We start from the raw sequence: 23,843 nt of genomic DNA, 5'->3' as shown, positions 1-23,843 counted from the left end.
CGAGTCCGGATTCAAGCCTTAACAAGTCAAGCCGCAATCACAGCTGAGCTTCGACCCAAGCCTTGACGCCCGCAAGCGCCGCCGGCAGGTTGGCCGGCTCGGTACCGCCGGCCTGAGCCATATCGGGACGGCCGCCGCCCTTGCCGCCGACTTGCTGCGCAACGAAGTTGACCAGTTCGCCGGCCTTGACCTTCTTGCTCGCGTCGGGGGTCACGCCGGCGATCAGGCTCACCTTGCCGCCCTCCACCGCAGCCAGCACGATGGCCGCGCTCTTGAGCTTGTCCTTGAGCTTGTCGACCGTTTCGCGCAACGTCTTGACGTCCGCGCCATCGAGCGTTGCCGCCAGCACATGCACGCCGCCCACCTCGATCGCCTGGCCCGCGAGTTCGTCGCCCTGGCTCGACGCCATCTTCGACTTCAGCGCGCCCAGCTCCTTTTCGAGCGCCTTCACCTGATCCTGCACCTGGCCGATGCGCTGCGTGAGTTCCGCCGGCTGCGCCTTCAGCACCGCCGCCGCCGCGTTGATGCGCGCTTCGAGGTCTTGCACGTAACGCACCGCGTTGTCGCCGGTGATCGCTTCGACACGGCGGATACCTGCCGCGACGCCGCCTTCCATCACGATCTTGAAGAAGCCGATGTCGCCCGAGCGGCTCACGTGCGTGCCGCCGCACAGCTCACGCGAGAAGCCGAGGTCGAGCACGCGCACTTCGTCGCCGTACTTTTCGCCGAACAGCGCCATCGCGCCGCCCTTCACCGCTTCGTCGTACGACATCAAACGCACGATGCCGGGCGCGTTCGCGAGCACTTCGGCATTGACGATTTCCTCGACGCGACGAATCTGCTCGTCCGTCATCGGCGCGTTGTGCGCGAAGTCGAAGCGGGTCTTGTCGGCGTCGACGAGCGAGCCCTTCTGCTGCACGTGCGAACCGAGCACTTCGCGCAGCGCCTTGTGCATCAGGTGCGTGGCCGAGTGGTTGCGTGCCGTGCGGGCGCGGCGCACCGCGTCGATTTCCGCCTTGACGACGTCGCCGACCTTCAGCGTGCCCTGTTCGAGCGTGCCGTGATGGCCGACCACGTCGGCCTGCACCTTCAGCGTATCGGCAACGGCAAAGCGCGTGCTGGCGTTGGCGAGCACGCCCTGGTCGCCGACCTGGCCGCCCGACTCCGCGTAGAACGGCGTGTGATCGAGCACGACGACGGCCTGCTGGCCGTCCTGCACCTGCTGCACCGATGCGCCGTCGACGTAGAGCGCCACGACCTTCGCGTCGTCGAAGACGATTTCTTCGTAGCCGTGGAACGTGGTCTTCGCGCCCGAGTATTCGAGGCCCTGCGCCATCTTGAACTTGCCGGCCGCGCGTGCCTGCTCGCGCTGGCGTGCCATCGCTTCGTCGAAGGCCGGTTCGTCGACCGTCACTTCGCGTTCGCGGCAGACGTCCGCGGTCAGGTCGAGCGGGAAGCCGTAGGTGTCGTGCAGCTTGAAGGCGAGTTCGCCGTCGAGCGTCTTGCCGCCCTTCGCCGTGAGTTCAGCCAGAGCGGCTTCGAGAATCGACATGCCGTGCTCGATCGTCTCGAAGAAGCGCTCCTCTTCCTGGCGCAGCACGTCGGTCACGCGCTGTTCGGCGTCCTTCAGTTCCGGATAAGCCGCGCCCATTTGCGCGACGAGGTCCGCCACCATGCGATGGAAGAACGAACCCTTTTTGCCGAGCTTGTAGCCGTGGCGGATCGCGCGGCGCACGATACGGCGCAGCACGTAGCCGCGGCCTTCGTTGCCCGGAATCACGCCGTCGACGATCAGGAACGAGCACGCGCGGATGTGGTCCGCGATCACCTTCAGCGAGTTGTTCGTGAGGTCGCTCACGCCGGTTTCGCGGCCCGCGGCCTGAATCAGCGCCTGGAACAGGTCGATCTCGTAGTTGCTGTGCACGTGCTGCAGCACCGCGGCGATACGTTCGAGGCCCATGCCGGTATCGACGCATTGCTTGGGCAGCGGCGTCATGTTGCCCTGCGCATCGCGGCTGAACTGCATGAACACGAGGTTCCAGATCTCGATGTAGCGGTCGCCGTCTTCCTCGGGCGACCCCGGCGGGCCGCCCCACACGTCCGGGCCGTGGTCGTAGAAGATTTCCGAGCACGGGCCGCACGGGCCGACATCCGCCATCTGCCAGAAGTTGTCCGAAGCGTAGCGCGCGCCCTTGTTGTCGCCGATGCGGATGATGCGCTCGACCGGCACGCCCACTTCCTTCGCCCAGATGTCGTGCGCTTCGTCGTCTTCCTGGTAGACGGTGACCCAGAGCTTCTCTTTCGGCAGCTTGTAGACTTCGGTCAGCAGTTCCCACGCGTAGTGGATCGCGTCGCGCTTGAAGTAGTCGCCGAACGAGAAGTTGCCGAGCATCTCGAAGAACGTGTGGTGGCGCGCGGTATAGCCGACGTTTTCGAGGTCGTTGTGCTTGCCGCCCGCGCGCACGCTGCGCTGCGCGGTCGTGGCACGCGAATACGGACGCGACTCCGCGCCGAGGAACACATCTTTGAACTGCACCATCCCCGAATTGGTGAAGAGCAGTGTCGGGTCGTTGCCGGGCACGAGGCTCGACGAACGGACGATCGTGTGGCCCTTCGATTCGAAGAACTTGAGGAATTTCTCGCGGATTTCAGCGGCTTTCATAGCGTGCGGGGGACGGGTCCTGACGGTTCCTGACTGAGACTGGCTGCATCGCGGGATGCGCCAACTGTCTGTTTCTTAAACGACTGATTATACGGGATCGGCGCGCGTGCGCGGCAGCGCGCCCGGTGCCGTCGGCCATCCGGCCAGGGCGAAGCGGGCTCGGCGTGACAGCCGCGCGGCGTGTCCCATCGTCCGAGCGGCACTATGACGTTCGGACGACTGCGCCCGCGCACGGGAATCGCTTAAGATGGCCCATCCATCGAAACGCACACGAAACCTCGCTTGGCACCGCTAAAAAATCAGGAGACATGCAGAAATATGGGCGCTCTCAGTCATATCCGCGTGCTGGATCTCACCCGCGTGCTCGCCGGCCCGTGGTGCGCGCAGACACTCGCCGATTTCGGCGCCGACGTCATCAAGATCGAACGTCCCGAGGTGGGCGACGACACGCGCCACTGGGGCCCGCCCTATCTGAAAACGCCCGAAGGCGCGGACACGCGCGAAGCCGCCTACTATCTCGCGGCGAACCGCAACAAGCGCTCGGTCACGGTCGATATCGCCTCGCCCGAGGGCCAGCGCATCGTCCGCGAGCTGGCCGCGCAAAGCGACGTGGTGCTCGAAAACTACAAGGTCGGCCAGCTGAAGAAGTACGGGCTCGACTACGAATCGCTCAAGGCGGTGAAGCCCGACCTCGTCTACTGCTCGGTCACGGGCTTCGGGCAGACCGGGCCGTATGCGCAGCGTGCCGGCTACGACTTCATCGTGCAGGGCATCGGCGGCTTCATGAGCATTACCGGCGAGCGCGACGGCCAGCCGGGCGGCGGCCCGCAGAAAGCCGGCGTCGCGATCGCCGACCTCATGACCGGCATGTATTCGACGATCGCCGTGCTGACCGCGCTCACGCACCGCGATCGCACGGGCGAGGGCCAATACATCGACATGGCGCTGCTCGACGTGCAGGTCGCGATGCTCGCCAACATGAACTCGAACTACCTCGCGAGCGGCCAGCCGCCCCTGCGCTGGGGCAATGCGCATCCGAACATCGTGCCCTACCAGACCTTCCAGACGAGCGACGGCTGGATCATCGTCGCGGTCGGCAACGACGGGCAGTTCCGCAAGTTCGTCGAGGCGGGCGGGCAGCCGGAACTCGCCGACGACGAGCGCTTCGCGACCAATCCGGCGCGGGTGCGCAACCGCGACGTACTCGTGCCGATCCTCGCGGACATGGTGCGCCTGCAAGGCAAGCAGCAATGGATCGGCGCGCTCGAAGCGGCGGGCGTGCCGTGCGGGCCGATCAACGACCTCGGCGAGGTGTTCGAGAACGAGCAGGTGGTGGCGCGCGGCCTGCGGGTCGATCTGCCGCATCCGTCGGGCGGCACGGTCAAGCTCGTGCGCAATCCGATCAATATGACGGGCACGCCGCCCGAGGCGCTGAGCCATCCGCCGCTGCTCGGCGAACATACCGAGCACGTCTTGCGCGACGTGCTCGGGTATGACGCGGCGCGGATCGAGGCGTTGAGAGGGAAATCGGTGATTTGACGGAAAAGGCTGCGGGCCGCGCCGGCCTCACGGATGTCCCGCCCCAGATTCTGGCTCAGCCATCGGTGCCATTAAGCCCGCATTAAGCCCGAACTCCGCGCGACGGGGCCAGCGAAGCCAGCCAGCTGCGCCCTTCGTCCCAATCGCCGAGGCCGCTGTCCGCGTTGATATGGCCGCGCGCGCCGAGGTCGATCCAGCGGCTGCCCCATGCGCTCGCGCAGGCCTGCGAAAACGGCACGCCGCCATACGGATCGTCGCTGCTCGCGACGACGATGCTCGCGAACGGCAGCCGCGCGAGCGGCACCGGCGCAAAGCCGGTCGCGTCCTGCGGAAAATGCGGCCCGGTGGGATCGGGCAGCGCGACCAGCAATGCGCCCGCCACCTTCGCGAGCTGCGCCGCGCTCGCGTACTGCGTGGCCCAGAACACCGCCGTCAGGCAGCCGAGGCTATGGGCGGCGAACACGACCGGCGCGTCGGCGGCGGCCACCGCGGCGTCGAGCGTGCGGCACCATGCGTCGCGCGAAGGATGCGCCCAGTCCGGCATTCGCACGCGCACGAACGCGGGATCGAGCGCTTCCCAGCGCGTTTGCCAATGACCGGCGCCGGAATTCAGATACCCCGGCAGCACGAGTGTGTTCAGTTTATGTCCGCTCATCGCGCTTCCCTGCGCCCCGTGTTTGGTATGTCCATGGCAACTCCGTGACGAATACGACAAAGCCGCCGCGCGTCCGTCAACGGCCACGCCCGTTGCAGCCCATTCGGTCGAACCGCCTACCGTATCACCCGCGCGACCCCGACGCCGCGCGGATCGCTCGCGGGCTCGGGCGTCGTGCCGTCGACCCGGATCATCTGCACGTCGCCGTCGAACGACTGCTGCTCGACCGTATAGCCGAGCGCTTTCAACTGCGCCGCCAGATCGTCCGGCGCCGGATGATACGGCTCGAAATAGATCGTCTTCGGCGGCAGCAACTGGTGATGAAACCGCATGGCCGCAAGCGCGTCGGCCGGCGTCATGCCGAAGTCGTACAGGTTCGTCATCACCTGGAAGAGCGTCGTGAGAATGCGCGAGCCGCCGGGCGTGCCGATCGCGAGCGCGATCTTGCCGTCCTTCAGCAGCAGCGTCGGCGTCATCGAGGCAATCGGGCGGCGTCCCGGCGCGATCGTGTCGAGCTCCGCCCCGGCGGCGCGCGACGTCGAGGCCGCGCCATCCGCGCCGGCCGGCTTGGTGACGAAGTCGTCCATCGCATCGTTGAGCAGGAAGCCGCCGCCGTCCACGACGACGCCCGAGCCGAAATCGCCGTTCAGCGTGTAGGTGTTCGAGACGGCATTGCCCCATTTGTCGACCACCGAGAAATGCGTGGTCTGCGCCTTCTCCGCCGCGCCGTCGCCAAGGCCGGGCGTGACCGGCGCGCCCGGCACCGCGTCGGGTTTGACTTCGCTCGCGCGTTGCGCGAGGTACGCGTCGTCGATCAATCTCGCGGCCGGTACCGGCGCGGCGTCCGGGTCGCCGATGTAGCGCTGCCGGTCGGCGAACACGCGGTCCTCGATCTGCGCGACCAGGTGGATGTACGGCGCCGAATTCAGCGCGAGGCCGTCGAACGCGGGCGCCAGCGCGGCGCGCATCTTCAGCATCTGGATCAGCCCGATGCCGCCCGAGCCCGGCGGCGGCGCGGTAATCACGCGGTAGCCGTTCCAGTCGGCGGCGAGCGGTTCGCGCCATAGCGCCTTGTACTGCAGCAGGTCCTGTTTCGTGACGAGGCCGTGCCCGTACATCTGCTGCGCGATCAGCTCCACGGTGCGGCCTTCGTAGAATTCGCGGCCGCCGTCGCTCGCGATGCGCGAGAGCGTCTGCGCGAGCTCCGGCTGACGCAGCGTCGCGCCTGCCTTCAGGTTCGCGAAATAGGCGTCGAAGTTGGTCCGGCCGGCGAAACTTTTCGCGGCTGCATCGCGGCGCTGCTGCAAGCGCCGATCGACCTGAAAGCCATCGGTCGCGTAGTGGATCGCGGGCGCGAGCACCTGCTTCCATTTGAGCTTGCCGAAACGGCGCTGCGCTTCCCACATGCCGTCGACGGTGCCTGGCACCGCCACCGCGCGATAGCCGACCGTGCTCATGCCGGGCTGGACGTTGCCCTTGTCGTCGAGATACATGTCGCGGGTCGCCTGCTGCGGCGCGCGCTCGCGATAGTCGAGGAAATACGGCTTGCCGTCGACGAACAGCGTCATGAACCCGCCGCCGCCGAGGTTGCCCGCATCGGGCCGCGTCACGGCAAGCGTGAAGGCGATCGCGACGGCGGCATCGACCGCGTTGCCGCCCGCGGCGAAAATCTGCTGCGCGGCATCGGCGCTGTAGCTGTCGGGCACGGCCACCGCCGCCGCGTCGAGCGCGGGCTTCGGCGGCGGTGACGTTTTCGCCGCGGCGGGCAGCGGTGCGACGAGACTGCCGGCACAGGCGGCGAACCACGCCGCGGCGAGCGTGCCGCGGGTGCGGGAAGAACAACGGGCGCGCGCGAAAGCGCGGGCGAAAGGCGCGCGGGACGCGCCGTGCGTCAGGACAGGCATCCGAGAAAAACTCCGGCAACGAGGCGAGCATGGTGCACGAACGGCAGCGGTTCGCGCAAGGCGGCGGCTATGGGAGAAGCCGATACGGGACGGCCGATACAACGTAACCGATAGGGTAACCGATGCGGCCGGCACCCAAGCCTGCCGTACCGGCCAAGCCTGCGCGCGGACGATGAACCACGGGCCCGGCAAGCCCGCCGCGCCGCACGATCCTAAGCCGCCCTCGCCAGGCCGGCCAACCCGATTTACCTCCTGTTACAGCGCCGCTTTCGCCGCCCCGCGGCGCCGCTTACCGCCCCTGCCTCGCGCCAAACGCGCCCGAGCGTGGGCCGCGCGCCGCATCGGCCTGTCGCGAGCGGGCTCGTCAGGTAGAATCAGAGGCTTGGCGGGCGCATTGCGCGGCCCCACGGACTCTCACCTTTTCGCATGAATACCGAACGCAAAGACGCCGACCGCAACGACGCGCCAACGGCCTCCAATTTCATCCGCAACATCATCGACGACGACAACCGCAGCGGCAAATGGGCCCAGCGCGTCGAAACGCGCTTCCCGCCCGAGCCGAACGGCTATCTGCACATCGGTCACGCGAAGAGCATCTGCCTGAATTTCGGCGTCGCGCGCAGCTACGGCGGCGTGTGCCATCTGCGCTTCGACGACACCAATCCGGAAAAGGAAAGCGTCGAGTACGTCGAGTCGATCGTCGACTCGGTGCGCTGGCTCGGCTTCGAGTGGCAAAAAGACCGCACGGAGCATCTGTACTACGCGAGCGACTACTACGACAAGCTGTACGAATATGCTGAGTTGCTGATCCAGCGCGGCAAGGCCTACGTCGACAGCCAGTCGGCCGAGGAAATCCGCGCGAACCGCGGTTCGGCCACCGAAGTCGGCACGCCGTCGCGGTTCCGCGAGCGCCCGGTCGAGGAGAACCTCGACCTGTTCCGCCGCATGAAGGCGGGCGAGTTCAAGGAAGGCGAGCACGTGCTGCGCGCGAAGATCGACATGAGCTCGCCGAACTTCAACATGCGCGACCCGGTCATCTACCGCATCCGTTTCGCGCATCACTACCGCACCGGCGACGCCTGGTGCGTGTACCCGATGTACGACTATACGCACTGCATCTCGGACGCGCTCGAAAACATCACGCATTCGCTGTGCACGCTCGAGTTCGAAGACCATCGGCCGCTCTACGACTGGATTCTCAACGAACTCGCCGAAGCCGGTATCTTCAGGCATCCGCTGCCGCAGCAAATCGAGTTTTCGCGCCTGAACCTGACCTACGCGATCACGAGCAAACGCAAGCTGCTGCAACTCGTCAACGAAGGTCACGTGGACGGCTGGGACGACCCGCGCATGCCGACGATCGTCGGCGTGCGGCGGCGCGGCTTCACGCCCGAGTCGATCCAGCTGTTCTGCGAACGCATCGGCGTGACCAAGGTCGACTCGTGGATCGACATGAGCGTGTTCGAAGGCGCGCTGCGCGACGACCTCGACGCGAAGGCGCCGCGCACCGTCGCCGTGCTCGATCCGGTCAAGCTCATCATCGACAACTTCCCCGAGAATCTCACCGAGCCGTGCAGCGCGCCCGTGCATCCGCATCACCCGGAACACGGCGTGCGCGAGTTTCCGATTTCGCGCGAACTGTGGATCGAGCGCGATGACTTCACGGAGACGCCGCCGAAGGGCTACTTCCGCCTGTTCCCGGGCAACAGGGTGCGCCTGCGCTACGGCTACGTGATCGAATGCACGCACGCGGACAAGGACGAGCACGGCAACGTCGTCGCGGTGCACTGCAACTACTTCCCGGACAGCAAATCGGGCACCGAAGGCGCGAACAACTACAAGGTCAAGGGCAACATCCACTGGGTCAGCGCGGCAGCGGCCTGCCCGGCCGAAGTGCGCATCTACGACCGGCTCTTCAAGGAGCCGCAACCGGACGCGGGCGGGCGCGACTTCCTCGAAGCGCTGAACCCGGACTCGAAGCGCGTCGTGCAGGCCTACCTCGAAACGGGCGCGCGCCATGCCTTGCCGGAACAGCGCTACCAGTTCGAGCGCCACGGCTATTTCGTCGCCGACCGCGTCGATTCGCAGCCGGGTAAGCCCGTCTTCAACCGTATCGTCAGTCTGCGCGACAGTTGGGGCAAGCCGGCGTAAGCTGGTGTTAAGCTTGAGCGTCGCGTTCGCGGCATTACAGGCATAACGGACGCTCCGGACTTAAGCGGGTCTTAAGCGCGCCTGCCCGAGCATGTCGACGTCGGCTCGATGCGCCAGGCTGCATGCGGCGTGCATCCCTGTCCAGGGGATGCACGCCTTTTCGTTGCATGATGGTTGCATGATGTTCGATCGACACTCACTGCACGCTCGCCCGAACGTGCCGGTCCGGGAGATCCGATGAAAATTGCAGCCCGCCGCGAGGCAGGTCCTGGGAAGACGGTTCCAATCACACACCGCCCGCGCTTCACGCGCGGCGCGCTCGCGGCACTGGCCGCATGCACGGCGCTCGCATTCGGCGGTCCGGCCCACGCGGACGAACTCACCGGCACGCTGAAAAAAATCCACGACGACGGCGTGGTCCTGCTGGGCGTGCGCGAAGCCTCGATTCCGTTCTCGTATTTCGACGGCAAGCACACGGTCGGCTACTCGCAGACGATCGCGCTGCAGATCGTCGACGAAATCAGAAAGACGCTCGGCATGCCGCAACTGCGGGTTCACGAAGTCACCGTGACCTCGGCGAACCGCACGCCGATGCTGATGAACAACCAGATCGATCTCGAATGCGGCTCGACCACGCATACGATCGAGCGCGAAAACGTCGCCGCCTTCTCGAACAGCTTCTTCCAGTACGCGGTACGCATGATCGCGCGCAGGAACAGCGGCATCAGCGATTTCGCGGACCTGGCCGCGAAGCCGGTCGTGACGACGGCGGGCACGTCCGACGAGCGTCTGCTGCGCAGCCTCAATACCGACAAGCAGTTGAACATGCGCATCGTGAGCGCGCGCGATCATCAGGAAGCGTTCACCGCGCTCAAGGAAGGCCGCGTGGCGGCTTTCGTGATGGACGAGCCGATCCTGTACGGCTTCAAGGCGGCCGATCCGCATCCCGGCGACTTCATCGTGACGGGCACGCCGCTCGGCTACGAAGTCTACGCGTGCATGTTCCGCAAAGGCGACGAGCCGTTCCGCAATCTCGTGAACCGCGTCATCGCGCGCACGCAGACCTCGGGCGACGCGGAACGTCTGTACAGGCAGTGGTTCACCCAGCCGATTCCGCCGCTTGGCATCAACATCAATTTCCCGCTCTCGGACGCGAACCGCGCGCTGTTCGCGCATCCGAACGACCGCGCGCTCGATTAGGGCCGGGTTCAGACCGGGCGCGCGGGTCATCCGTCGCGCATAGGCGGCTCATAGCGAGCGATGCAGCTCCGCGAGCGACAGCGTCGTCTCGAACAGACGCGTGAGGCTGCGGCTCGCATAGCGCGGGATTTCCTCGATCGACGCCCAGCGATACGCATCCATTTCGGGGATCAGCGTACCGTCCGAGCGGCGCGGAAACATCGACGTGCAGATGCAGGCGCTCAGATCGAATTCGCCGGCGCTCGCGCGCGCGGCGAACAGATGCAGGTCCTTGTCGCGCCGATAGACGAACAGGCCCAAATCTTTCAGGCGTTCGGGCCCGAGCGCGATGCCGGTCTCCTCGACCATCTCGCGCAACGCCGTGACGTCGGGCGATTCGCCTTCCTCGCCGTGTCCTTTCGGGATGTCCCAGTGCGACGTTTCGGTGGCATGCGCGAGCAGCACGCGGCCGTGCGGGTCGAGCAGCACGATTCCGCACGACACGATGCGCGGGCTCACCGCCGCACCCCGGCCACCCCGCTGCCTGCCTGCTCAGCGCCATGACGCGCCGCGACCGCACGGCGCCGCGCCACCGTCATCTCGCGCATGCTCAGCGCTTCTGCAGTTTCCAGGCGCCACCTTCCTTGCAGAAGTTCGGACGCAGATTCATCGATTGCCCCTTCGCATTGAGCGCGACGACAAGGCTGCGGCAGGTGCGCCCGCCGTCGGTCGAGGTGCTGTCCACCGTGATGTTCGCGTCGATCTTCACGCTGTTGCCGGTGCCCTCGTTGACCCACGTGAGGCTCTCGCCGTCCTTCTTCTCGTCGAGCGCGCTGACGACCGCGTGCTTGATCGAGTCGACGTCGCGCTGCTTCATGTAGGTGATCGGCGTATCGTTCAGAAAACCGAGGTTCGCCGCTTGCGCGCCGACGGCGGCGCCGAGCAGCAGGCTCGCGGCACTCAGTTGGAACAACACACGGGTTCGCATCGACATAACGGGTTCTCCTCGAAAGTATGTGTGGCGCTCACGCGCGCGGCGGCTTTTGATCCTGACCTCAAAAGCATAGCATGCACGCCTCGGGAGACTGCGTGGCGATCACCGTGGCTGCGCGGACGCCAGAAAGCAAAAAGCGCGGTCGACATGACCGGGCTCGGCGCCTGATTGACGGGTACGGCAGGAGGGGCTCGGTAGCCTCACGGTGTTTCATGTTGCTCCCTTCGAATCTGACAAAAGGCTAAATGCGCGGCTTGCGCGCGCATTCAATGGCTTTGGTATCCCATCGGCCCACGCGTATCGCATCGAGCAGCATGCCGAGAGTCAACGTGGGCTTACGGGGTAACAGGTTTCCTGGCTTAAGCCTGAGCACGAAACTGACGAAAGCCACGACAAGCATCGGAACGAGGAGCAGGGCAAGAAGCGCATTGCCTTCGGGGCCGAAGTAACGATGAAGGGGGAAGTTTTCCATGCCCGCGACATTGAACCGGTCAAAGAACTTCTGCATGAACTCAACTGCATCGTCACCGTCGATGCCCAGATCGTCATTGATGCTTGTCGACAGCGTGAGCGTGATTGCCTTGCCCCACCAGGGCGCGCCAATCTCTTCACGCGTGAAGGCAAGGAGCGCATCCCATTGTGGATCATTGGCCAAGCCTGTCCTCCGGTTTAACTAGCGCGTTATAGCGCTTTACTGTGCGGTACATGATGAGCGTGGCGTCATAGCCCATAAATACAAGGTCCGCTACTGGAATAGCACGGCCAATCCACGCGCCAAGGCTTCTTGTATAGCGAATTCTCCTGGTAACTCAAGTGAACACTGTCAAACCAGGAACCCGCTTCGGGAAGCGTTTCCTGATTACGCTACGAAAGAAAATAGACATGACAGAAGTACCTTCCGTTGCTGTTTTCATCTTTCCCGGGACAGGCACGTCATTCAGGCTCAAAAACCAGGTCGCAACAGCAGCCAGGTCTGCGAAGCCTAATTGAATTTTCGTCTGGTCCATCGCGACCAAAATGAACAGTGAGCCGGGGGAAAGATTGCGGTACTCATTGAACTGATCAACGTTTGCACTCGTTGCGCGACTCTTATCGTGACGTATTCTTTTTGACGTCGAACAGCGCCGTTATCGTGCCACCGTTAGCGACGTGAGCGAACCACTGGAAAACGTGCCGCATGTGCCGCTCACCGATGAGGACTATTTCACCCTGCTCGATGGGCAGACACATGGGAAACGCATGGGAAACGCATGATGGTTGATCAGAACGGCAAGCTCTCGCTTGCCGATTTGCTGTGATGAGGCGCGCGATGCTCGTCGCGCGATACTCTACCGATATTCATCAATCTCGACCGTGCCACCCATCGCTTCCATCATCGTGCGGATATCATCGGGTACATCGGGCACGCGGTCGCCACTTTCATTGACCCAGTAACAGAAAAATCTAACTTTCGCCCTGATGTTTTCAATGTGCACCTTCATGTCGTGCCGTGGCAATCCCAAGCGTTGAACCAGATAGCGAAGATGCGGTTCCAGCTTGTCACTATCGACGGCCTTTTCGCTTTTGATTGACCAAATACCCGTTCGTCGCTTCAAATCGCGGTTTTGTCCGGTCGGGTCACGGAGCGGTTCGCCCTTCATTGCGGCTTTATCTGGTGTTACGCCGAAATACTGTGTCCACCATTCAGGTACGACATAATCCCCTGTTATGGTAAAACTCGCCGATGCAAGCCGTTCTTTTGTCATACATATCTCTCAATTGTTGTAGGCATGGAAATTATCAACATATTCGCCGTTAAAATACACATCGCCGTTTTTCTCAAATTCGAGGTCGTCCTTTGGACTAAAACCATTATCGTCCTTGAATCTATGAATCATGTCCCGGAATGTTGAACTATCGTAGCCGAACATTTTCCTGGCGTACTTTTCATTCGTCGTTCCGGCTACTTGTTCAGCATCGCCGCTGGGCGCGTCCGGTGTGTATTCGAACGACTGCGCACGGCCGAGGTTCTGCGGCGGGGTTCGTGAGCGTCCGCGACAATCGCACGTCCATGCGATGCCCAGGGCTTCGGCCATCTCGTAACCGGTTGGCAGCGAGCGCAGCCGGTCAAACGGAAAGAACTCGCCGGTCTCGACGTTATAAGCCCGTGCCGATGGCATCGGCGGGAAGTTGGAAAAGATCGAATAGATAATGCGACAACCCAGACACTCTTTCTGGTCCAACCGATCCGCCCCACCGTTTTCCTGTTTCATTTGCTCCATTTTCAGGACTGGTTGAAAACGTTCACCGTAAGCGCGCGGGCCGGTCGCGCGCTATCAGATAACTCCGAATTTGCCAGCTGAAGGGCTAACCCCTGATGGAGAACATGCAAAGGCAAACCAACGTGTACAACGATGGCCGCGCGCCGATCCGCGTCATCATCGACGGCGACAACGTAAACGACTCGACGCTCGAACGGGGCGAAGAACGCGAGATCGAAACCCGCGACACTGCCCCCGCTCTTGCGCAATGAATTGGGCGTGCTGTCACTCAGTAGGGGGGCGACTCTATCTTGACCTTCAGCATGGGCTTCAATGCCGGATGATAGACCGACAGCACGGTCAACGCTGCCGCCCCTAGCCGCCGGGCAACATCGTCCGTCAGTTCATGATTGACGTCTGCCAGCGGCCAATCGGCTCTCAGGGCACGGTTCAGAAACGGCGCAAGGTCCGCATCATTCAATGAGCACACGGTGAGCTTGTCCTGCTCTTCATCGAATGACACGACGAACGAGCGCTTCGGGGGTGGGTTAGGCATATCAGTAACCTCGACACTGGTCCTCGCTTGCCGATTTGCTGTGATCAGGCGCGCGACGCTCTATCGATATTCATCAATCTCGATGGTCCCGCCGAGGGCTTCCATCATCGCGCGGATATCCTCCGGGATATCCGGCACACGGTTGCCGCTTTCGTTGTACCAATAGCAGAAGAAGCGCATTCGAGCGCCGTTGTCTACGAGTATCTGGCGAAGATCGGCACGCGGCAGACCAAGTCGCCCAACGAGGTAACGCAAATGCGGCTCTAGCGAGTTGCTACGGACGGCGACTTCACTGCCTATCCCCCAAAGGCCAACGCGGCCCGGAACGCGGCTCGGTCGTCCAGACGGCGTTATGAACGGCTGGCCCTTGGTAATCGCCACATCTGGCTTGACGTTAAAGTACTCCGACCAGAAAGTTGGCTCCAATGAGTCTCCAGAAATGTAGAAGGTCGCGTGTGCAAGTTGATGGTCTTTCATTGGAGTTATCTCAGTCTGCCCAATCATGAAAATTTCCGATGTAGCTACCCTTAAAATACACGTCACCGTTGTCATGCCAGATGAGGTTATCGGCTGGGCCCAAACCATTGCGTGGCTTGAACATGTGCAAGATTTTTCCGAACGTCTTGCGGTCATACCCTAGCATCTTCGCTGCGTAGTCCGGATTGTTCGTGCTCAGAAAAGCCGACTCGCGAGGATCGGCATGTGGGTTTGTAGCGAACACCCATTACTCAGTAGGGGGCTTAGGCGGTGTCCAGTCCATTGGCTCCTTGGTCGTAATTTGGAGGCGGGGCCGCAATTCCGGGTAGCCTGCGGCAAGAATGAGAAATGAGGTTCCACCGAGAAGCCTGGCGTGCTCATCTGTTACGGGCGCACCAGAATCTTCCGGCTCGACGGTATGTGCTACAGCTCTGTCGATTGCACTTTGTACGCGATCACGAAGGACCACACAAGTTTTTACGGTTTGTGTTGCATCGTCATAAAAAGTGATTACTGCACGGTCTTTCGTTCCCAAGTCAGAATCCTCCATACCCACGACAGGCTTGATAGTTAGAGAAGGCGTCATCCGAGCATTTCTTCCACGCCCGAAAATCTCCGCCTGCCATCGCGCGATTTACATTGCACAGTTCCATTTCTAACGCATATTGCGCATCGCACTCCGCTTCCTCGGCCGCGCTGACTCCGCGCGCCACAATCTGCTGCACGTCGCGGCCCGTTGTACCCTCGACGTACTGGAACGGCTGTTCATCGAAGCGTTTCTGTGAGCGTCCGCGACAATTGCACGTCCATGCGAGCCCCTGTGCTTCGAGCATAGCGAAACCGGTTGGTAGCGAGCGCATCCGGTCAAACGGAAAGAACTCGCCGGTCTCGACGTTATAAGCCCGTGCCGATGGCATCGGCGGGAAGTTGGAAAAGATCGAATAGATAATGCGACAACCCAGGCACTCTTCCTCGTCCAACAAATCCGCCCAACTGTTTTTCTGTTTCATTTGCTCCATTTTCAGGCACCTGGCATCAGTCAGGGACCCCGCTATGCAGCGGGTTCCCTGTGCGGGTGAGCACCACCCCGCGCCGATCAAGCAGGCCTTCGCAAGCCTGCTCAACAAACTCCCTCACTTTCAAGGCCGGTAACCCCTTAGAGCGCGTTCCGCAATGCCGCCAGGTCGTCGCGCGCGATGGCGGCGACGTAAGCGACCGACGCGGCGATGCTTTTCGTCTTCTCGCTGGCCGTCGAACTCACGACCGCGTTAGCGATGACCTCGATTGAAGCGCACAGGCGGCGGGCCTTCTTCACCATACGTCGCGCGTGCCGCCGTTCCTTTTTCGATCCCGTGACATGAACCCTATGTATTGATGAAGGGTCAATGTGCGCCGCGCGCGCCGCAATCAGACAACTCCGAATCTTCGCCCGCCGAGGGCTAACCCCTGATGGAGAACATGCAAAGGCAAACCAACGTGTACAACGATGGCCGCGCGCCGATCCACCTCATCGTCGACGGCGACACCATCAACGATTCGCGACTTGAACCGGGCGAAGAACGTGAACTTGAAGCGTCGACGCCCGGCATCATCGAACTTCGCGAACCCGGCGAAGACGATAACGCGGGCGTCGATGCCTGATCAGTCAGGCGGCGGATCGTTGTCTTCCCGCTTGCCGCTATGCTTTGCCGCCCATCGCCTGAACAGGCTTACGGTTTCCGAGTGACGATGCGGGTTCACTTCCCATAGCTGTATCACGTCGCCGCGCCGGAAAGCGAACCGCCCCCGCGTTGAACAGGGTGCAGCGTAAATATCCCGGTATCGACTGTCGCTCAGTGCAGTGCCACAATCTCCGGCGTTCCCCTTGGGACGGAGTGAACAATGGAGTCAAAAATCAAACGCTTCGCGACATCCGGTACCGAGCGGGCAAAGATGTTTTTCTCTTGGCTAGGGCGAATGGGCGACCCCGTTTCAAAGTGGGGCCCAACTATCATGCTGCTGATCGGCGGGCTGTGGGCCTACTATCTGTTCGCCGTATCAGGCGCGTCGGATTGGACCATCAACCTCAATATCTCGACCGAGGTGATTCCGTACCACGACAACTTAGCGTTGCTGGTCGTCCATGTCCGCTCAAGAAATCCTCGTAATAGCAAGGTATCCCTCAATCCGCCAAATGATGCGTTCAAGCTAATGATCAAGGAACTGCCTAAGGGTGCGGACAAAGGCAGCATTATCGATCCCAACGACAACGTCGATCCGAAGGGCTTTTCGATGACGGTCAATTTGTTGCCAAAGGACGGCTATGATTTTGACCCGGGAGCAGATTTCGAGGATGCAACGGCCGTCGTACTCCCTATCGGAACCAAGGTTTGGCTAACGACCGAGCTCGACTATCGCGGCGACTTCGTATCGACGAGCAACATTGCCGTAGTCGAGCCGCAAGCGAGCGAAGCCAAAGCGGCGCATTGACCGGCAATGCCTACATGACGCCGACACAAAATCCAGAAAGCAAAAAGCCCGGCTATCGAAACCGGGCTAAATGCTTGATTTTACTGGTACGGCAGGAGGGGCTCGAACCCCCGACCCTCGGCTTAGAAGGCCGATGCTCTATCCAGCTGAGCTACTGCCGTAGTGATTGATCTCTGCGTGAAACCCGCGCCCGCATGGGTGCCGCCGGTTCCCTATCAAGCGAAATTCTAACCGAGCGGGCAAAAGACCGCGAATTCCGCTCCGCCTGCGCCACGCGATTCCGCGCCGTCGACATTGAACGAAGCACTGCCCGCCGCCCGCGCAGGGCCCGGATTATAACCGATCGCCCCGCGCCGCCATTACACCGGCTGCGGATGCAGCATGAACCAGCCGAGGAACAGAACCCCTGCGATCGCGCAGTACGCGCCGAACGACGCAAGACGCCCGCGGCCCTCGAAGTAGCTCATCAGGAAACGCACGCTCAGATACGCGGCGATCGCGGTCAGCACGCCGCCGAGCAGCGCGTCCGCGAGTTGGCTCGGCGCATGGAACAGCTTCGGCAATTCGAGCACGCCGGCCGCGAAAATGATCGGCGTGCCGAGCAGGAACGAGAACTCGGCGGCCTTTTCGGCAGTGAGGCCGGCCGCGTTGCCGGCGATCATCGTGAGACCGCTGCGCGAGAAGCCCGGAATCAGCGCGCCGATCTGCGCAAGACCGACGAAAAACGCCTGGCGGAACGTCAGCTTCTCCGGCGTCTGCAGCGCGCGCGCGCGCTGCAGACGATCGCCGAACCACAGCAGCACGCCATTGACGATCAGCGCGATCGCGACGATCCGCAAATCATGAAAAATCCGCTCGAGCCGTTTTTCGAGCAGCAGTCCGACGAGACCCGCCGGAATCGTGCCGATGATGAGCGCCCACATCATGTGGCCGTCGTCGTTGCTGCGGCCGCCGAGCGAGGCGAAGAAGCCGCGCACGAGCGAGCACCAGCGCTTGCGGAAATACCACAGCAGCGCAAAGGCCGTGCCGAGATGGAGCGCCACGAGGAACGGCAACAATTGCGGTGCATGCTTGTCGATATGCATGCCGAACAGCGCGGGCACGAGCAGCGTGTGGCCGAGGCTGCTCACCGGAAACAGTTCGGTGACGCCTTGCAGCACGCTCAGAAAGATCAGAAACGACAGGTTCACGCGGCGGTCCTTGTAAGGAAAATGTCGGGGAACGGCGCGCCGCACAAAAAATAACACCGGCGCATCAAAAGCGCACCGATTATGCCTGGCTGCCAGGTCAGCGCCAAGCGTTCAGGCCACATTCGAGGAAATATTGGCGCGCTGCGTCACAACTCGAAACCGTTGTTACGCCGCGGCAAGGTCGCGGGCTATGTACCGGGACACGTCGATGCGGGCGCGATACTGCGTGGGTGATGCTACGCGTTGCGGATGACAGCGTTCGGTCAGCGAGGACGCGTTTCGATCGAACTTGCGCAAACCGCGCGCGGGCGGGCGGCTTCGAGCCGCAACTCTTCCGGGTAGCCGATCCGCCGCGGGCGTCGATCGGAACCGAACGGGCGCGCCGAATCAGCGGCCGAGCGAGTGGAAGAAATAGTAGGTGCTTGCCGTGAACATGCCGAACAAGGCCACGCCCATTGCCATCGCGAGATCCATAAAGCCTCCTGAGCCGATCGCGCCCCGGAAGTCGAATCTACAGGGCGATTTGACGATTATCGGCAAGGTTTACGCTTTTCCGACACCCGCAATTTCCCGGGAAGGGTTTCCCCGTAGCGCAAAGCAGCGCAAAATCGCTGTCTCGCCCGTGCGACTTTCAACCTTATCGAGCCACTCATTGACCATGCCTCTCTCCCCGGAACAGGACATTCTCGAGATCGCCCAGGACACCTCGGTGCTCCGTTTTTCGCCGCAAGCCGGCGGCCGTCTGCTGTCGTGGACGATCGACGGCGAAGAGGTGATCCACTGGCCCGAGCACGCCGACTGGAGCGTGCCCGCGCGGATTCGCGGCGGCAATCCGCTGCTCTTTCCGTTCCTCGGCCGGCATCGCGTCGACGGCAAGATCGGCTACTGGCGCGATGCGCAAGGCACGGTGCGCGAGCTGCCGATGCACGGCTTCGCGCGCGACCTGCCGTTCGAGGCGCACGCCGACGTGCATGGCGCGGGCCTGCGCATGGTCCTCGAGGACAGCGAGGCGACCCGCGGCTTCTACCCGTTCGGCTTCCGTTTCGAAGCGGCCTACAGTCTCGCCGACGCGCGCACGCTCGACGTGACGCTCACCACCACCAATACCGGCAAGACGCGCCTGCCCTACTACGCCGGCCATCATTTCTACTTCACGCTGCCGCACACGCAGCGCGGCGCGACCACGATCGAGCTGCCGCCCACCGTGCGGCATCGCCAGCTCGAGGACGGCTCGATCAGCGCCGCCGAACCGGGCGAGCCGCGCTACACGCTCGACGAAGCACGCATCCACGACCGCTTCCACTGTCTGAGCGGCACGCCCGACCAGCCGGTGCGGCTCGTCGCGCCGGGCCTCGCGCGCGTCATCACGATCGATCTGCGGCGGCCGGGCTCGGTGCCCTGGTACTGCGTGACGACGTGGACCGAGACGCCGCAGTCGGATTTCTACTGCGTCGAGCCGTGGCTCGGGTTGCCCGACGCGATCCATAACGGCATGGGCCTGCGCTGGCTCGAAGCGGGTCAAACCGAAACGGCGGCGCTGCGTATTCACGTCGAGAAAACGCGCTGAGAATGTGGCGTTTCACGACCCGTCGAGGTAACGATGCAGCACCGCCCGCAACGTTACGCGGCGGTGGTACCCACACTGCCATTTGGCGTGCCGCACGGCAAAACCGTTAGAATCAGACGCTTTGTCTCCTCTGCCGCGTGATCGGGATCGGCGCGCGGCAGCGCTTTGCGAGGTCCAATGCTGGAAACAACAAGAATCAAACGACTCGCCTGTGCGTCATTGCTGGCGCTGCTCGCCGCGTGCGGGTCCGCGCCGGTCGGGCCAGGCTACTACCGGGTCGAACGGGGCGATACGCTGTCGAAAATCGCGCGCAGCAACCGGCAGTCGGTGCAGAGCATCGCCCGCTGGAACAACCTGACCAATCCCGACAGCATCGAGGTCGGCCAGGTGCTGCGCGTCGCGCCGCCCGGTGGCGCGGCGTCGACGAGCGGCGCGGTGCGTAGCGGCGGCGGCAATGGCAGCGCGAGCGCATCGGCCGCGCCGCGTCCGGCCCCCGCCGACAATGCTCCGGCCACCGCGCCCGCGTCCATCTCGCTCGTCTGGCCCGCCGACGGCACCGTGATCCGCCGCTTCGACGGCGCCAACTCGAAGGGCATCGACATCAGCGCGGCCGCCGGCACGCCGGTCGTAGCCGCGGCGTCGGGCACCGTGGTGTACGCCGGCAACGGTCTGCGCGGCTACGGCAATCTGCTGATCCTCAAGCACAACGCCGACTACCTGACCGCCTACGCGCACAACCGCGTGCTGCTCGTGAAGGAAGGCGAATCGGTCAAGCGCGGCCAGAAAATCGCCGAAATGGGCGACACCGACACCGATCGCGTGATGCTGCACTTCGAACTACGCTATCAGGGCCGCTCGATCGATCCGTCGAAAGAATTGCCGCCGCGCTAGGACCAGGCGGCACGCGGCGCGTCGGCATCATGCGCGGCGCGTGCCGTATCGCGCGCACGCGGCAAACCGGGCGCGGGAACCCCGCGTGCTATAAACGCTCAATTCGAGGCGGCCTCGCTGCGGCAGCCGCCCCTTTCGTTATTTGCAAGGAATCTGACATGAAGAGCGCATTGGCGCGCGTCGCGACGGCCGCGGCGGTCGGTCTTGGCCTGCTGACGCTCGGCGGCCTCGGCGGCTGCTCGAGCACGACCACGATGACCTACCTGCCGAGCGGCGACACCGGCTTCGCGATCAACTGCAGCGGCAGCGACGCGAGCGTGAGCTGGGCCGAGTGCTACAAGCGCGCGGGCGAAGTCTGCGGCAATTACGGCTACGACGTGGTGTCGAAAGACGTCGACAACGGCGCGACGTCGGGCGGCTCGATCGGCGGGATTTTCGGCGCGAATGTGAAAAACCGTTCGATGGTGGTGCGCTGCAAACAGTAACGCAGGCTGTGCCGGCGAGCGCAATCGCCTATTCACCGGTTAGCGGCGGCGCCAGCGTCCGGAACGCGGATCGATGCGCACGGCAAAGCGCAATAACAGCCCCAGCGCAATGGGCCATACGCCGAGAAAAATGATCAGCCAGGTCATGACCCGTACGATAAAAGATAATCGGCCATGATCGGTGACGCATGTGAATTCGCAATGAAGGAAGCGAAATCCGCCCGGCAAAATCCCCACGCATCCGGCGAAAAAAAGCCCGGCACGGAGCCGGGCTAACGGGGGTTCGGCGCATATCGGCAAAGGACCGGTTCACCATGCGCCAGAACGAAATCTAACAACCTGCATTTACAAGCGCAATCCATTATTTTTGCGGTCAATGTGACAGGCCGTACGGATTCCGCAAATCGCGAACCGGAAATGTCGCAATGAGCCTGGCTAAATGCGCCGGCTGTTTGATCTAAAGCGGGACAAATCACATAAATGAAATTTCCGGCGTGCGCCGTCTGCCAAAGGGCTGACCACGTCTGCGGAAATCGGCCACAAAACAACTGACAAAAGATCATTGGCCGATTTTAACTAATAGGCCCAGCCCGAAACCGACTTTCTCGATACCGAATAAACTTGGTGCGCCAACGCACGCAACAGGCCGATTTCTTATTTGTCTATTATAAATAAGTCATTTTACCTTTTTCATTGCGAAATTCGCGAATAGCGAAATATTAATATCGGCATATCTACCGACAAATGATTAATCCACATTCAGCCGTGTTTCCCGTTCACTCAATCGGACCACAATCTGACAATTGCATCACAGGCGAAGTGTATGCAACGGTTGCGCGCATCGCCCGATCGCGCCGTTGAATCCAATAACCTGAAGGTTCAAAATCCGGGCATCAGAAATCGACGGAGGAATCGAAGGCTTCGATAAACATCGCAGCCTTCGCTCCGCCAACCCGCACGAGCCGGACCTGCGGCCCGTCCGGCGAGCCCGCGCCGATGGTTTATAGTAACGACCCCCGTTCGACCCCGCTTACGATGACTTCCAACGACGCCCCCCACAGCCCCCTGTACGCCAAGCTGCTCGGCGAAACCGCCAAGATCGGCTGGAGCGAACTCGAACGCTTCTTTGCGCGCGGCATGCTGCTGCGCGTCGCGCGCGACCTCGATCTCGTGAGTGTCGCCGAAGCGATCGCCAGCGACGACACCGCGCAGGTCACGCAATGGCTCTCCGCCGGCCTCGTCGAGCGCGTGCAGTCCGAAACCGCCGCCGACTTCGCGGCGCGCGACCCCGACCTCTGGGCCGTGGTCGTGTCCCCGTGGGTTTGCGTGCAGGAACGCGCTTGAGCGACACGGTAGAAACCGCCGGCCCCCTCGCGCCCGCGCTGCCGGTGCGCTGGCACCGGCGCGTGCTCGCGCTGGCGTTTCCGATCGTCCTCGCCAACCTGACGCAGCCGATTCTCGGCGCGGTCGACACCGCCGTCGCCGGCCATCTGGACGATGCCTCGTATCTCGGCGGCGTCGCGCTCGGCGGGCTCTTCTTCAACTTCGTGTTCTGGGGCTTCGGCTTCCTGCGCATGGGCACGACGGGCCTCGTCGCGCAGGCGCACGGCGCGGACAACCATGACGAACTGCGCAACACCGTCGTGCGCGCGCTGCTGATGGCGGCCGCGATCGGCGCGGCGGTGCTGCTATTGCAGGCACCGCTGATCGGCTGCGCGCTGCGCCTGATCGGCGGCAGCGATGCCGTGCAACGGCACGCGCAGATCTATTGCCATGCGCGCATCTGGGCCGCGCCGCTCGCGCTCGGCAACTACGTCGTGCTCGGCTGGCTGCTCGGCACGCAGCGGGTGCGGCTCGCGCTGCTGTCGCAGGCGTTCATCAACGGCGTGAATATCGTCGCCGTGCTGCTCTACGTCTATGCATTCGATTGGGGCGTGGCCGGCATCGGCGCGGCCACCGCAACCGCCGACGCGCTCGGCTTCGTGCTCGGCCTCGCCCTGCTGTGGCACGGCAGACCGCGCGGCCTGCCGAAGCTGAGCCGCGCCGCCGTATTCGATGGCGCGGCGCTCAGGCGGCTCGTCGTGCTCAATCGCGACATCTTCGTGCGCACGCTGTGCCTGCTGTCGTCGTTCGGCTGGTTCGCGCATCTCGGCGCGCGTCAGGGCGATGCGACGCTCGCGGCCAACGCTCTGTTGCTCAACTTCCAGACCTTCATGGGATACGGACTCGATGGCTTCGCGCACGCGGCCGAGGCGCTCGTCGGCGCGGCAATCGGCGCGCGCGACCGCCGCGCGTTCACGCAGGCGGTCAGGATCACCGCACTATGGTCGGCCATCGGGGCGGTGGGATTCGCGCTCGTCTACTGGGGCGCGGGCGCGTGGATCATCGGGCGGCTGACCGATCAGGCGGCGGTGCGCGCGGCCGCCGACACCTATCTGCCGTGGGCGGCGCTCTCGCCGGTGATCTCGGTGTGGGGCTTCCTGCTCGACGGCGTGTTCATCGGCGCGACGCGTACGCGCGAGTTGATGTTGTCGATGGCGGTATCGCTCGCGGTATTCGTCGCGGCATCGTCGGCATTGCTCGCGTGGTACGGCAATCACGGGCTGTGGCTTGCGCTGCTGATCTTCATGGCCGCGCGCGGGGTGACGCTCGTGCGTTATTTGCCGCGCGTTTCGCGCGGGATTGCGGCGGCATAGCGCGTCGCGTATCTCTTTGTGTCGAATATCTCTTTATTGCGCCGCAACCCGGCCGCGCCGCGAGCGCGCGAAATCGGGAACGCTGCGCTGCGCCGGTTTTTCGCGGGACGACAGCCGGTTACGGATTGAAACAAGCGCATACATATCACATAACGCACGCACCCTAGAATGATTTCAGCCCGTGCTCT

General features: G+C 63.1%; 24 protein-coding genes and 1 tRNA gene. 11 read left to right on the top strand and 14 right to left on the bottom strand.

Annotated features, from left to right (window positions below; all coding sequences use genetic code 11):
* Positions 1 to 37 precede the first annotated feature (37 nt).
* On the bottom strand, positions 38 to 2,662 hold the full coding sequence (alaS, locus tag F3J19_RS16420) for an alanine--tRNA ligase (RefSeq protein ID WP_167043154.1): 2,625 nt from the start codon (positions 2,660 to 2,662) through the stop codon (positions 38 to 40).
* Positions 2,663 to 2,980: 318 nt separating this feature from the next.
* Between alaS and F3J19_RS16415 the strand changes: the two genes are divergently transcribed.
* Positions 2,981 to 4,201, top strand: a complete 1,221-nt coding sequence (locus F3J19_RS16415) for a CaiB/BaiF CoA-transferase family protein (RefSeq protein ID WP_167043152.1) — start codon at positions 2,981 to 2,983, stop codon at positions 4,199 to 4,201.
* Positions 4,202 to 4,283: 82 nt separating this feature from the next.
* Here F3J19_RS16415 and F3J19_RS16410 read toward each other — a convergent pair whose 3' ends face one another.
* Both F3J19_RS16410 and ggt read right to left on the bottom strand, forming a co-directional pair.
* Positions 4,284 to 4,856: an alpha/beta hydrolase gene (locus F3J19_RS16410; RefSeq protein ID WP_167043150.1), complete on the bottom strand. Its 573-nt coding sequence runs from the start codon at positions 4,854 to 4,856 to the stop codon at positions 4,284 to 4,286.
* Between the two features lie 116 nt (positions 4,857 to 4,972).
* Positions 4,973 to 6,760: a gamma-glutamyltransferase gene (gene ggt, locus F3J19_RS16405; RefSeq protein ID WP_167043148.1), complete on the bottom strand. Its 1,788-nt coding sequence runs from the start codon at positions 6,758 to 6,760 to the stop codon at positions 4,973 to 4,975.
* 426 nt (positions 6,761 to 7,186) lie between these two features.
* Here ggt and F3J19_RS16400 point away from each other — a divergent pair, with 426 nt between their 5' ends.
* Positions 7,187 to 8,911, top strand: a complete 1,725-nt coding sequence (locus F3J19_RS16400) for a glutamine--tRNA ligase/YqeY domain fusion protein (protein ID WP_167043146.1) — start codon at positions 7,187 to 7,189, stop codon at positions 8,909 to 8,911.
* Between the two features lie 237 nt (positions 8,912 to 9,148).
* Complete coding sequence (locus F3J19_RS16395) at positions 9,149 to 10,111, top strand: transporter substrate-binding domain-containing protein (protein ID WP_167043144.1); 963 nt, start codon at positions 9,149 to 9,151, stop codon at positions 10,109 to 10,111.
* Positions 10,112 to 10,159: 48 nt separating this feature from the next.
* Here the strand turns inward: F3J19_RS16395 and F3J19_RS16390 are convergent, their stop codons facing one another.
* The 5 genes from F3J19_RS16390 to F3J19_RS16370 all read right to left on the bottom strand — a co-directional run bounded on the left by F3J19_RS16390 (position 10,160) and on the right by F3J19_RS16370 (position 13,345).
* On the bottom strand, positions 10,160 to 10,609 hold the full coding sequence (locus F3J19_RS16390) for an NUDIX hydrolase (RefSeq protein ID WP_167043142.1): 450 nt from the start codon (positions 10,607 to 10,609) through the stop codon (positions 10,160 to 10,162).
* A 91-nt stretch (positions 10,610 to 10,700) separates the two neighbouring features.
* Complete coding sequence (locus tag F3J19_RS16385; protein ID WP_167043140.1) at positions 10,701 to 11,084, bottom strand: RT0821/Lpp0805 family surface protein; 384 nt, start codon at positions 11,082 to 11,084, stop codon at positions 10,701 to 10,703.
* A gap of 241 nt (positions 11,085 to 11,325) precedes the next feature.
* On the bottom strand, positions 11,326 to 11,739 hold the full coding sequence (locus F3J19_RS16380) for a DUF1493 family protein (protein ID WP_167043138.1): 414 nt from the start codon (positions 11,737 to 11,739) through the stop codon (positions 11,326 to 11,328).
* 673 nt (positions 11,740 to 12,412) lie between these two features.
* Positions 12,413 to 12,829 (bottom strand): DUF4279 domain-containing protein, encoded by a 417-nt coding sequence (locus tag F3J19_RS16375; protein ID WP_167043136.1) that lies wholly within the window; start codon positions 12,827 to 12,829, stop codon positions 12,413 to 12,415.
* 9 nt (positions 12,830 to 12,838) lie between these two features.
* Entirely contained in the window at positions 12,839 to 13,345 is a 507-nt protein-coding gene (locus F3J19_RS16370; RefSeq protein ID WP_240158996.1) for a hypothetical protein, read from the bottom strand.
* A gap of 104 nt (positions 13,346 to 13,449) precedes the next feature.
* Here F3J19_RS16370 and F3J19_RS16365 point away from each other — a divergent pair, with 104 nt between their 5' ends.
* Positions 13,450 to 13,596: a hypothetical protein gene (locus F3J19_RS16365; RefSeq protein WP_167043132.1), complete on the top strand. Its 147-nt coding sequence runs from the start codon at positions 13,450 to 13,452 to the stop codon at positions 13,594 to 13,596.
* Between the two features lie 17 nt (positions 13,597 to 13,613).
* Here the strand turns inward: F3J19_RS16365 and F3J19_RS16360 are convergent, their stop codons facing one another.
* The 4 genes from F3J19_RS16360 to F3J19_RS16345 form a co-directional block, all read right to left on the bottom strand.
* The gene (locus F3J19_RS16360; protein WP_167043130.1) at positions 13,614 to 13,880 is read right to left on the bottom strand and encodes a hypothetical protein; all 267 of its coding nucleotides are present in this window, start codon (positions 13,878 to 13,880) and stop codon (positions 13,614 to 13,616) included.
* 60 nt (positions 13,881 to 13,940) lie between these two features.
* Entirely contained in the window at positions 13,941 to 14,357 is a 417-nt protein-coding gene (locus tag F3J19_RS16355) for a DUF4279 domain-containing protein (RefSeq protein ID WP_167043128.1), read from the bottom strand.
* Between the two features lie 536 nt (positions 14,358 to 14,893).
* Positions 14,894 to 15,376: a hypothetical protein gene (locus tag F3J19_RS16350; protein WP_240158995.1), complete on the bottom strand. Its 483-nt coding sequence runs from the start codon at positions 15,374 to 15,376 to the stop codon at positions 14,894 to 14,896.
* 137 nt (positions 15,377 to 15,513) lie between these two features.
* Positions 15,514 to 15,675, bottom strand: coding sequence for a hypothetical protein (locus F3J19_RS16345; protein ID WP_167043125.1), 162 nt, complete (start codon positions 15,673 to 15,675; stop codon positions 15,514 to 15,516).
* A gap of 140 nt (positions 15,676 to 15,815) precedes the next feature.
* Between F3J19_RS16345 and F3J19_RS16340 the strand changes: the two genes are divergently transcribed.
* Complete coding sequence (locus tag F3J19_RS16340) at positions 15,816 to 15,998, top strand: hypothetical protein (protein WP_167043123.1); 183 nt, start codon at positions 15,816 to 15,818, stop codon at positions 15,996 to 15,998.
* 240 nt (positions 15,999 to 16,238) lie between these two features.
* A complete protein-coding gene (locus F3J19_RS16335) occupies positions 16,239 to 16,826 on the top strand; it encodes a hypothetical protein (RefSeq protein WP_167043121.1) in 588 nt (195 codons plus the stop codon).
* An 84-nt stretch (positions 16,827 to 16,910) separates the two neighbouring features.
* On the opposite strand, the gene F3J19_RS16330 is transcribed toward F3J19_RS16335, so the two are convergent.
* Positions 16,911 to 16,987 (bottom strand) — tRNA-Arg (locus F3J19_RS16330).
* A 198-nt stretch (positions 16,988 to 17,185) separates the two neighbouring features.
* A complete protein-coding gene (locus tag F3J19_RS16325; protein ID WP_167043120.1) occupies positions 17,186 to 18,016 on the bottom strand; it encodes an undecaprenyl-diphosphate phosphatase in 831 nt (276 codons plus the stop codon).
* 658 nt (positions 18,017 to 18,674) lie between these two features.
* Here F3J19_RS16325 and F3J19_RS16320 point away from each other — a divergent pair.
* The 5 genes from F3J19_RS16320 to F3J19_RS16300 all read left to right on the top strand — a co-directional run bounded on the left by F3J19_RS16320 (position 18,675) and on the right by F3J19_RS16300 (position 23,655).
* On the top strand, positions 18,675 to 19,583 hold the full coding sequence (locus tag F3J19_RS16320; RefSeq protein ID WP_167043118.1) for an aldose epimerase: 909 nt from the start codon (positions 18,675 to 18,677) through the stop codon (positions 19,581 to 19,583).
* Between the two features lie 177 nt (positions 19,584 to 19,760).
* Positions 19,761 to 20,474, top strand: a complete 714-nt coding sequence (locus tag F3J19_RS16315; RefSeq protein ID WP_167043116.1) for a peptidoglycan DD-metalloendopeptidase family protein — start codon at positions 19,761 to 19,763, stop codon at positions 20,472 to 20,474.
* 158 nt (positions 20,475 to 20,632) lie between these two features.
* On the top strand, positions 20,633 to 20,959 hold the full coding sequence (locus F3J19_RS16310; protein ID WP_167043114.1) for a hypothetical protein: 327 nt from the start codon (positions 20,633 to 20,635) through the stop codon (positions 20,957 to 20,959).
* A 1,035-nt stretch (positions 20,960 to 21,994) separates the two neighbouring features.
* Entirely contained in the window at positions 21,995 to 22,303 is a 309-nt protein-coding gene (locus F3J19_RS16305; protein WP_167043112.1) for a DUF2288 domain-containing protein, read from the top strand.
* Entirely contained in the window at positions 22,300 to 23,655 is a 1,356-nt protein-coding gene (locus F3J19_RS16300; RefSeq protein WP_167043110.1) for an MATE family efflux transporter, read from the top strand. Before F3J19_RS16305 ends, F3J19_RS16300 begins: the two co-directional genes overlap by 4 nt.
* Positions 23,656 to 23,843: the final 188 nt, after the last annotated feature.

Origin of the sequence: Burkholderia sp. Ax-1724, assembly GCF_011752995.1 — a bacterium.
Lineage (GTDB): Bacteria > Pseudomonadota > Gammaproteobacteria > Burkholderiales > Burkholderiaceae > Paraburkholderia.
The sequence above is the reverse complement of the archived record's forward strand: the minus strand, read 5'-3'. Positions and strand labels throughout refer to the sequence as shown.

Bases quoted from the DNA above. Each gene is read 5' to 3' on its own strand.
- F3J19_RS16360 (WP_167043130.1), bottom strand. From the start codon at position 13,880: ATGCCTAACCCACCCCCGAAGCGCTCGTTCGTCGTGTCATTCGATGAA.
- F3J19_RS16385 (WP_167043140.1), bottom strand. From the start codon at position 11,084: ATGTCGATGCGAACCCGTGTGTTGTTCCAACTGAGTGCCGCGAGCCTG.
- F3J19_RS16340 (WP_167043123.1), top strand. From the start codon at position 15,816: ATGCAAAGGCAAACCAACGTGTACAACGATGGCCGCGCGCCGATCCAC.
- ggt (WP_167043148.1), bottom strand. From the start codon at position 6,760: ATGCCTGTCCTGACGCACGGCGCGTCCCGCGCGCCTTTCGCCCGCGCT.
- F3J19_RS16375 (WP_167043136.1), bottom strand. From the start codon at position 12,829: ATGACAAAAGAACGGCTTGCATCGGCGAGTTTTACCATAACAGGGGAT.
- F3J19_RS16400 (WP_167043146.1), top strand. From the start codon at position 7,187: ATGAATACCGAACGCAAAGACGCCGACCGCAACGACGCGCCAACGGCC.
- F3J19_RS16335 (WP_167043121.1), top strand. From the start codon at position 16,239: ATGGAGTCAAAAATCAAACGCTTCGCGACATCCGGTACCGAGCGGGCA.
- F3J19_RS16350 (WP_240158995.1), bottom strand. From the start codon at position 15,376: ATGGAGCAAATGAAACAGAAAAACAGTTGGGCGGATTTGTTGGACGAG.
- F3J19_RS16355 (WP_167043128.1), bottom strand. From the start codon at position 14,357: ATGAAAGACCATCAACTTGCACACGCGACCTTCTACATTTCTGGAGAC.
- F3J19_RS16365 (WP_167043132.1), top strand. From the start codon at position 13,450: ATGCAAAGGCAAACCAACGTGTACAACGATGGCCGCGCGCCGATCCGC.
- F3J19_RS16305 (WP_167043112.1), top strand. From the start codon at position 21,995: ATGACTTCCAACGACGCCCCCCACAGCCCCCTGTACGCCAAGCTGCTC.
- F3J19_RS16415 (WP_167043152.1), top strand. From the start codon at position 2,981: ATGGGCGCTCTCAGTCATATCCGCGTGCTGGATCTCACCCGCGTGCTC.
- F3J19_RS16395 (WP_167043144.1), top strand. From the start codon at position 9,149: ATGAAAATTGCAGCCCGCCGCGAGGCAGGTCCTGGGAAGACGGTTCCA.
- F3J19_RS16320 (WP_167043118.1), top strand. From the start codon at position 18,675: ATGCCTCTCTCCCCGGAACAGGACATTCTCGAGATCGCCCAGGACACC.
- alaS (WP_167043154.1), bottom strand. From the start codon at position 2,662: ATGAAAGCCGCTGAAATCCGCGAGAAATTCCTCAAGTTCTTCGAATCG.
- F3J19_RS16315 (WP_167043116.1), top strand. From the start codon at position 19,761: ATGCTGGAAACAACAAGAATCAAACGACTCGCCTGTGCGTCATTGCTG.
- F3J19_RS16310 (WP_167043114.1), top strand. From the start codon at position 20,633: ATGAAGAGCGCATTGGCGCGCGTCGCGACGGCCGCGGCGGTCGGTCTT.
- F3J19_RS16410 (WP_167043150.1), bottom strand. From the start codon at position 4,856: ATGAGCGGACATAAACTGAACACACTCGTGCTGCCGGGGTATCTGAAT.
- F3J19_RS16370 (WP_240158996.1), bottom strand. From the start codon at position 13,345: ATGGAGCAAATGAAACAGGAAAACGGTGGGGCGGATCGGTTGGACCAG.
- F3J19_RS16345 (WP_167043125.1), bottom strand. From the start codon at position 15,675: ATGGTGAAGAAGGCCCGCCGCCTGTGCGCTTCAATCGAGGTCATCGCT.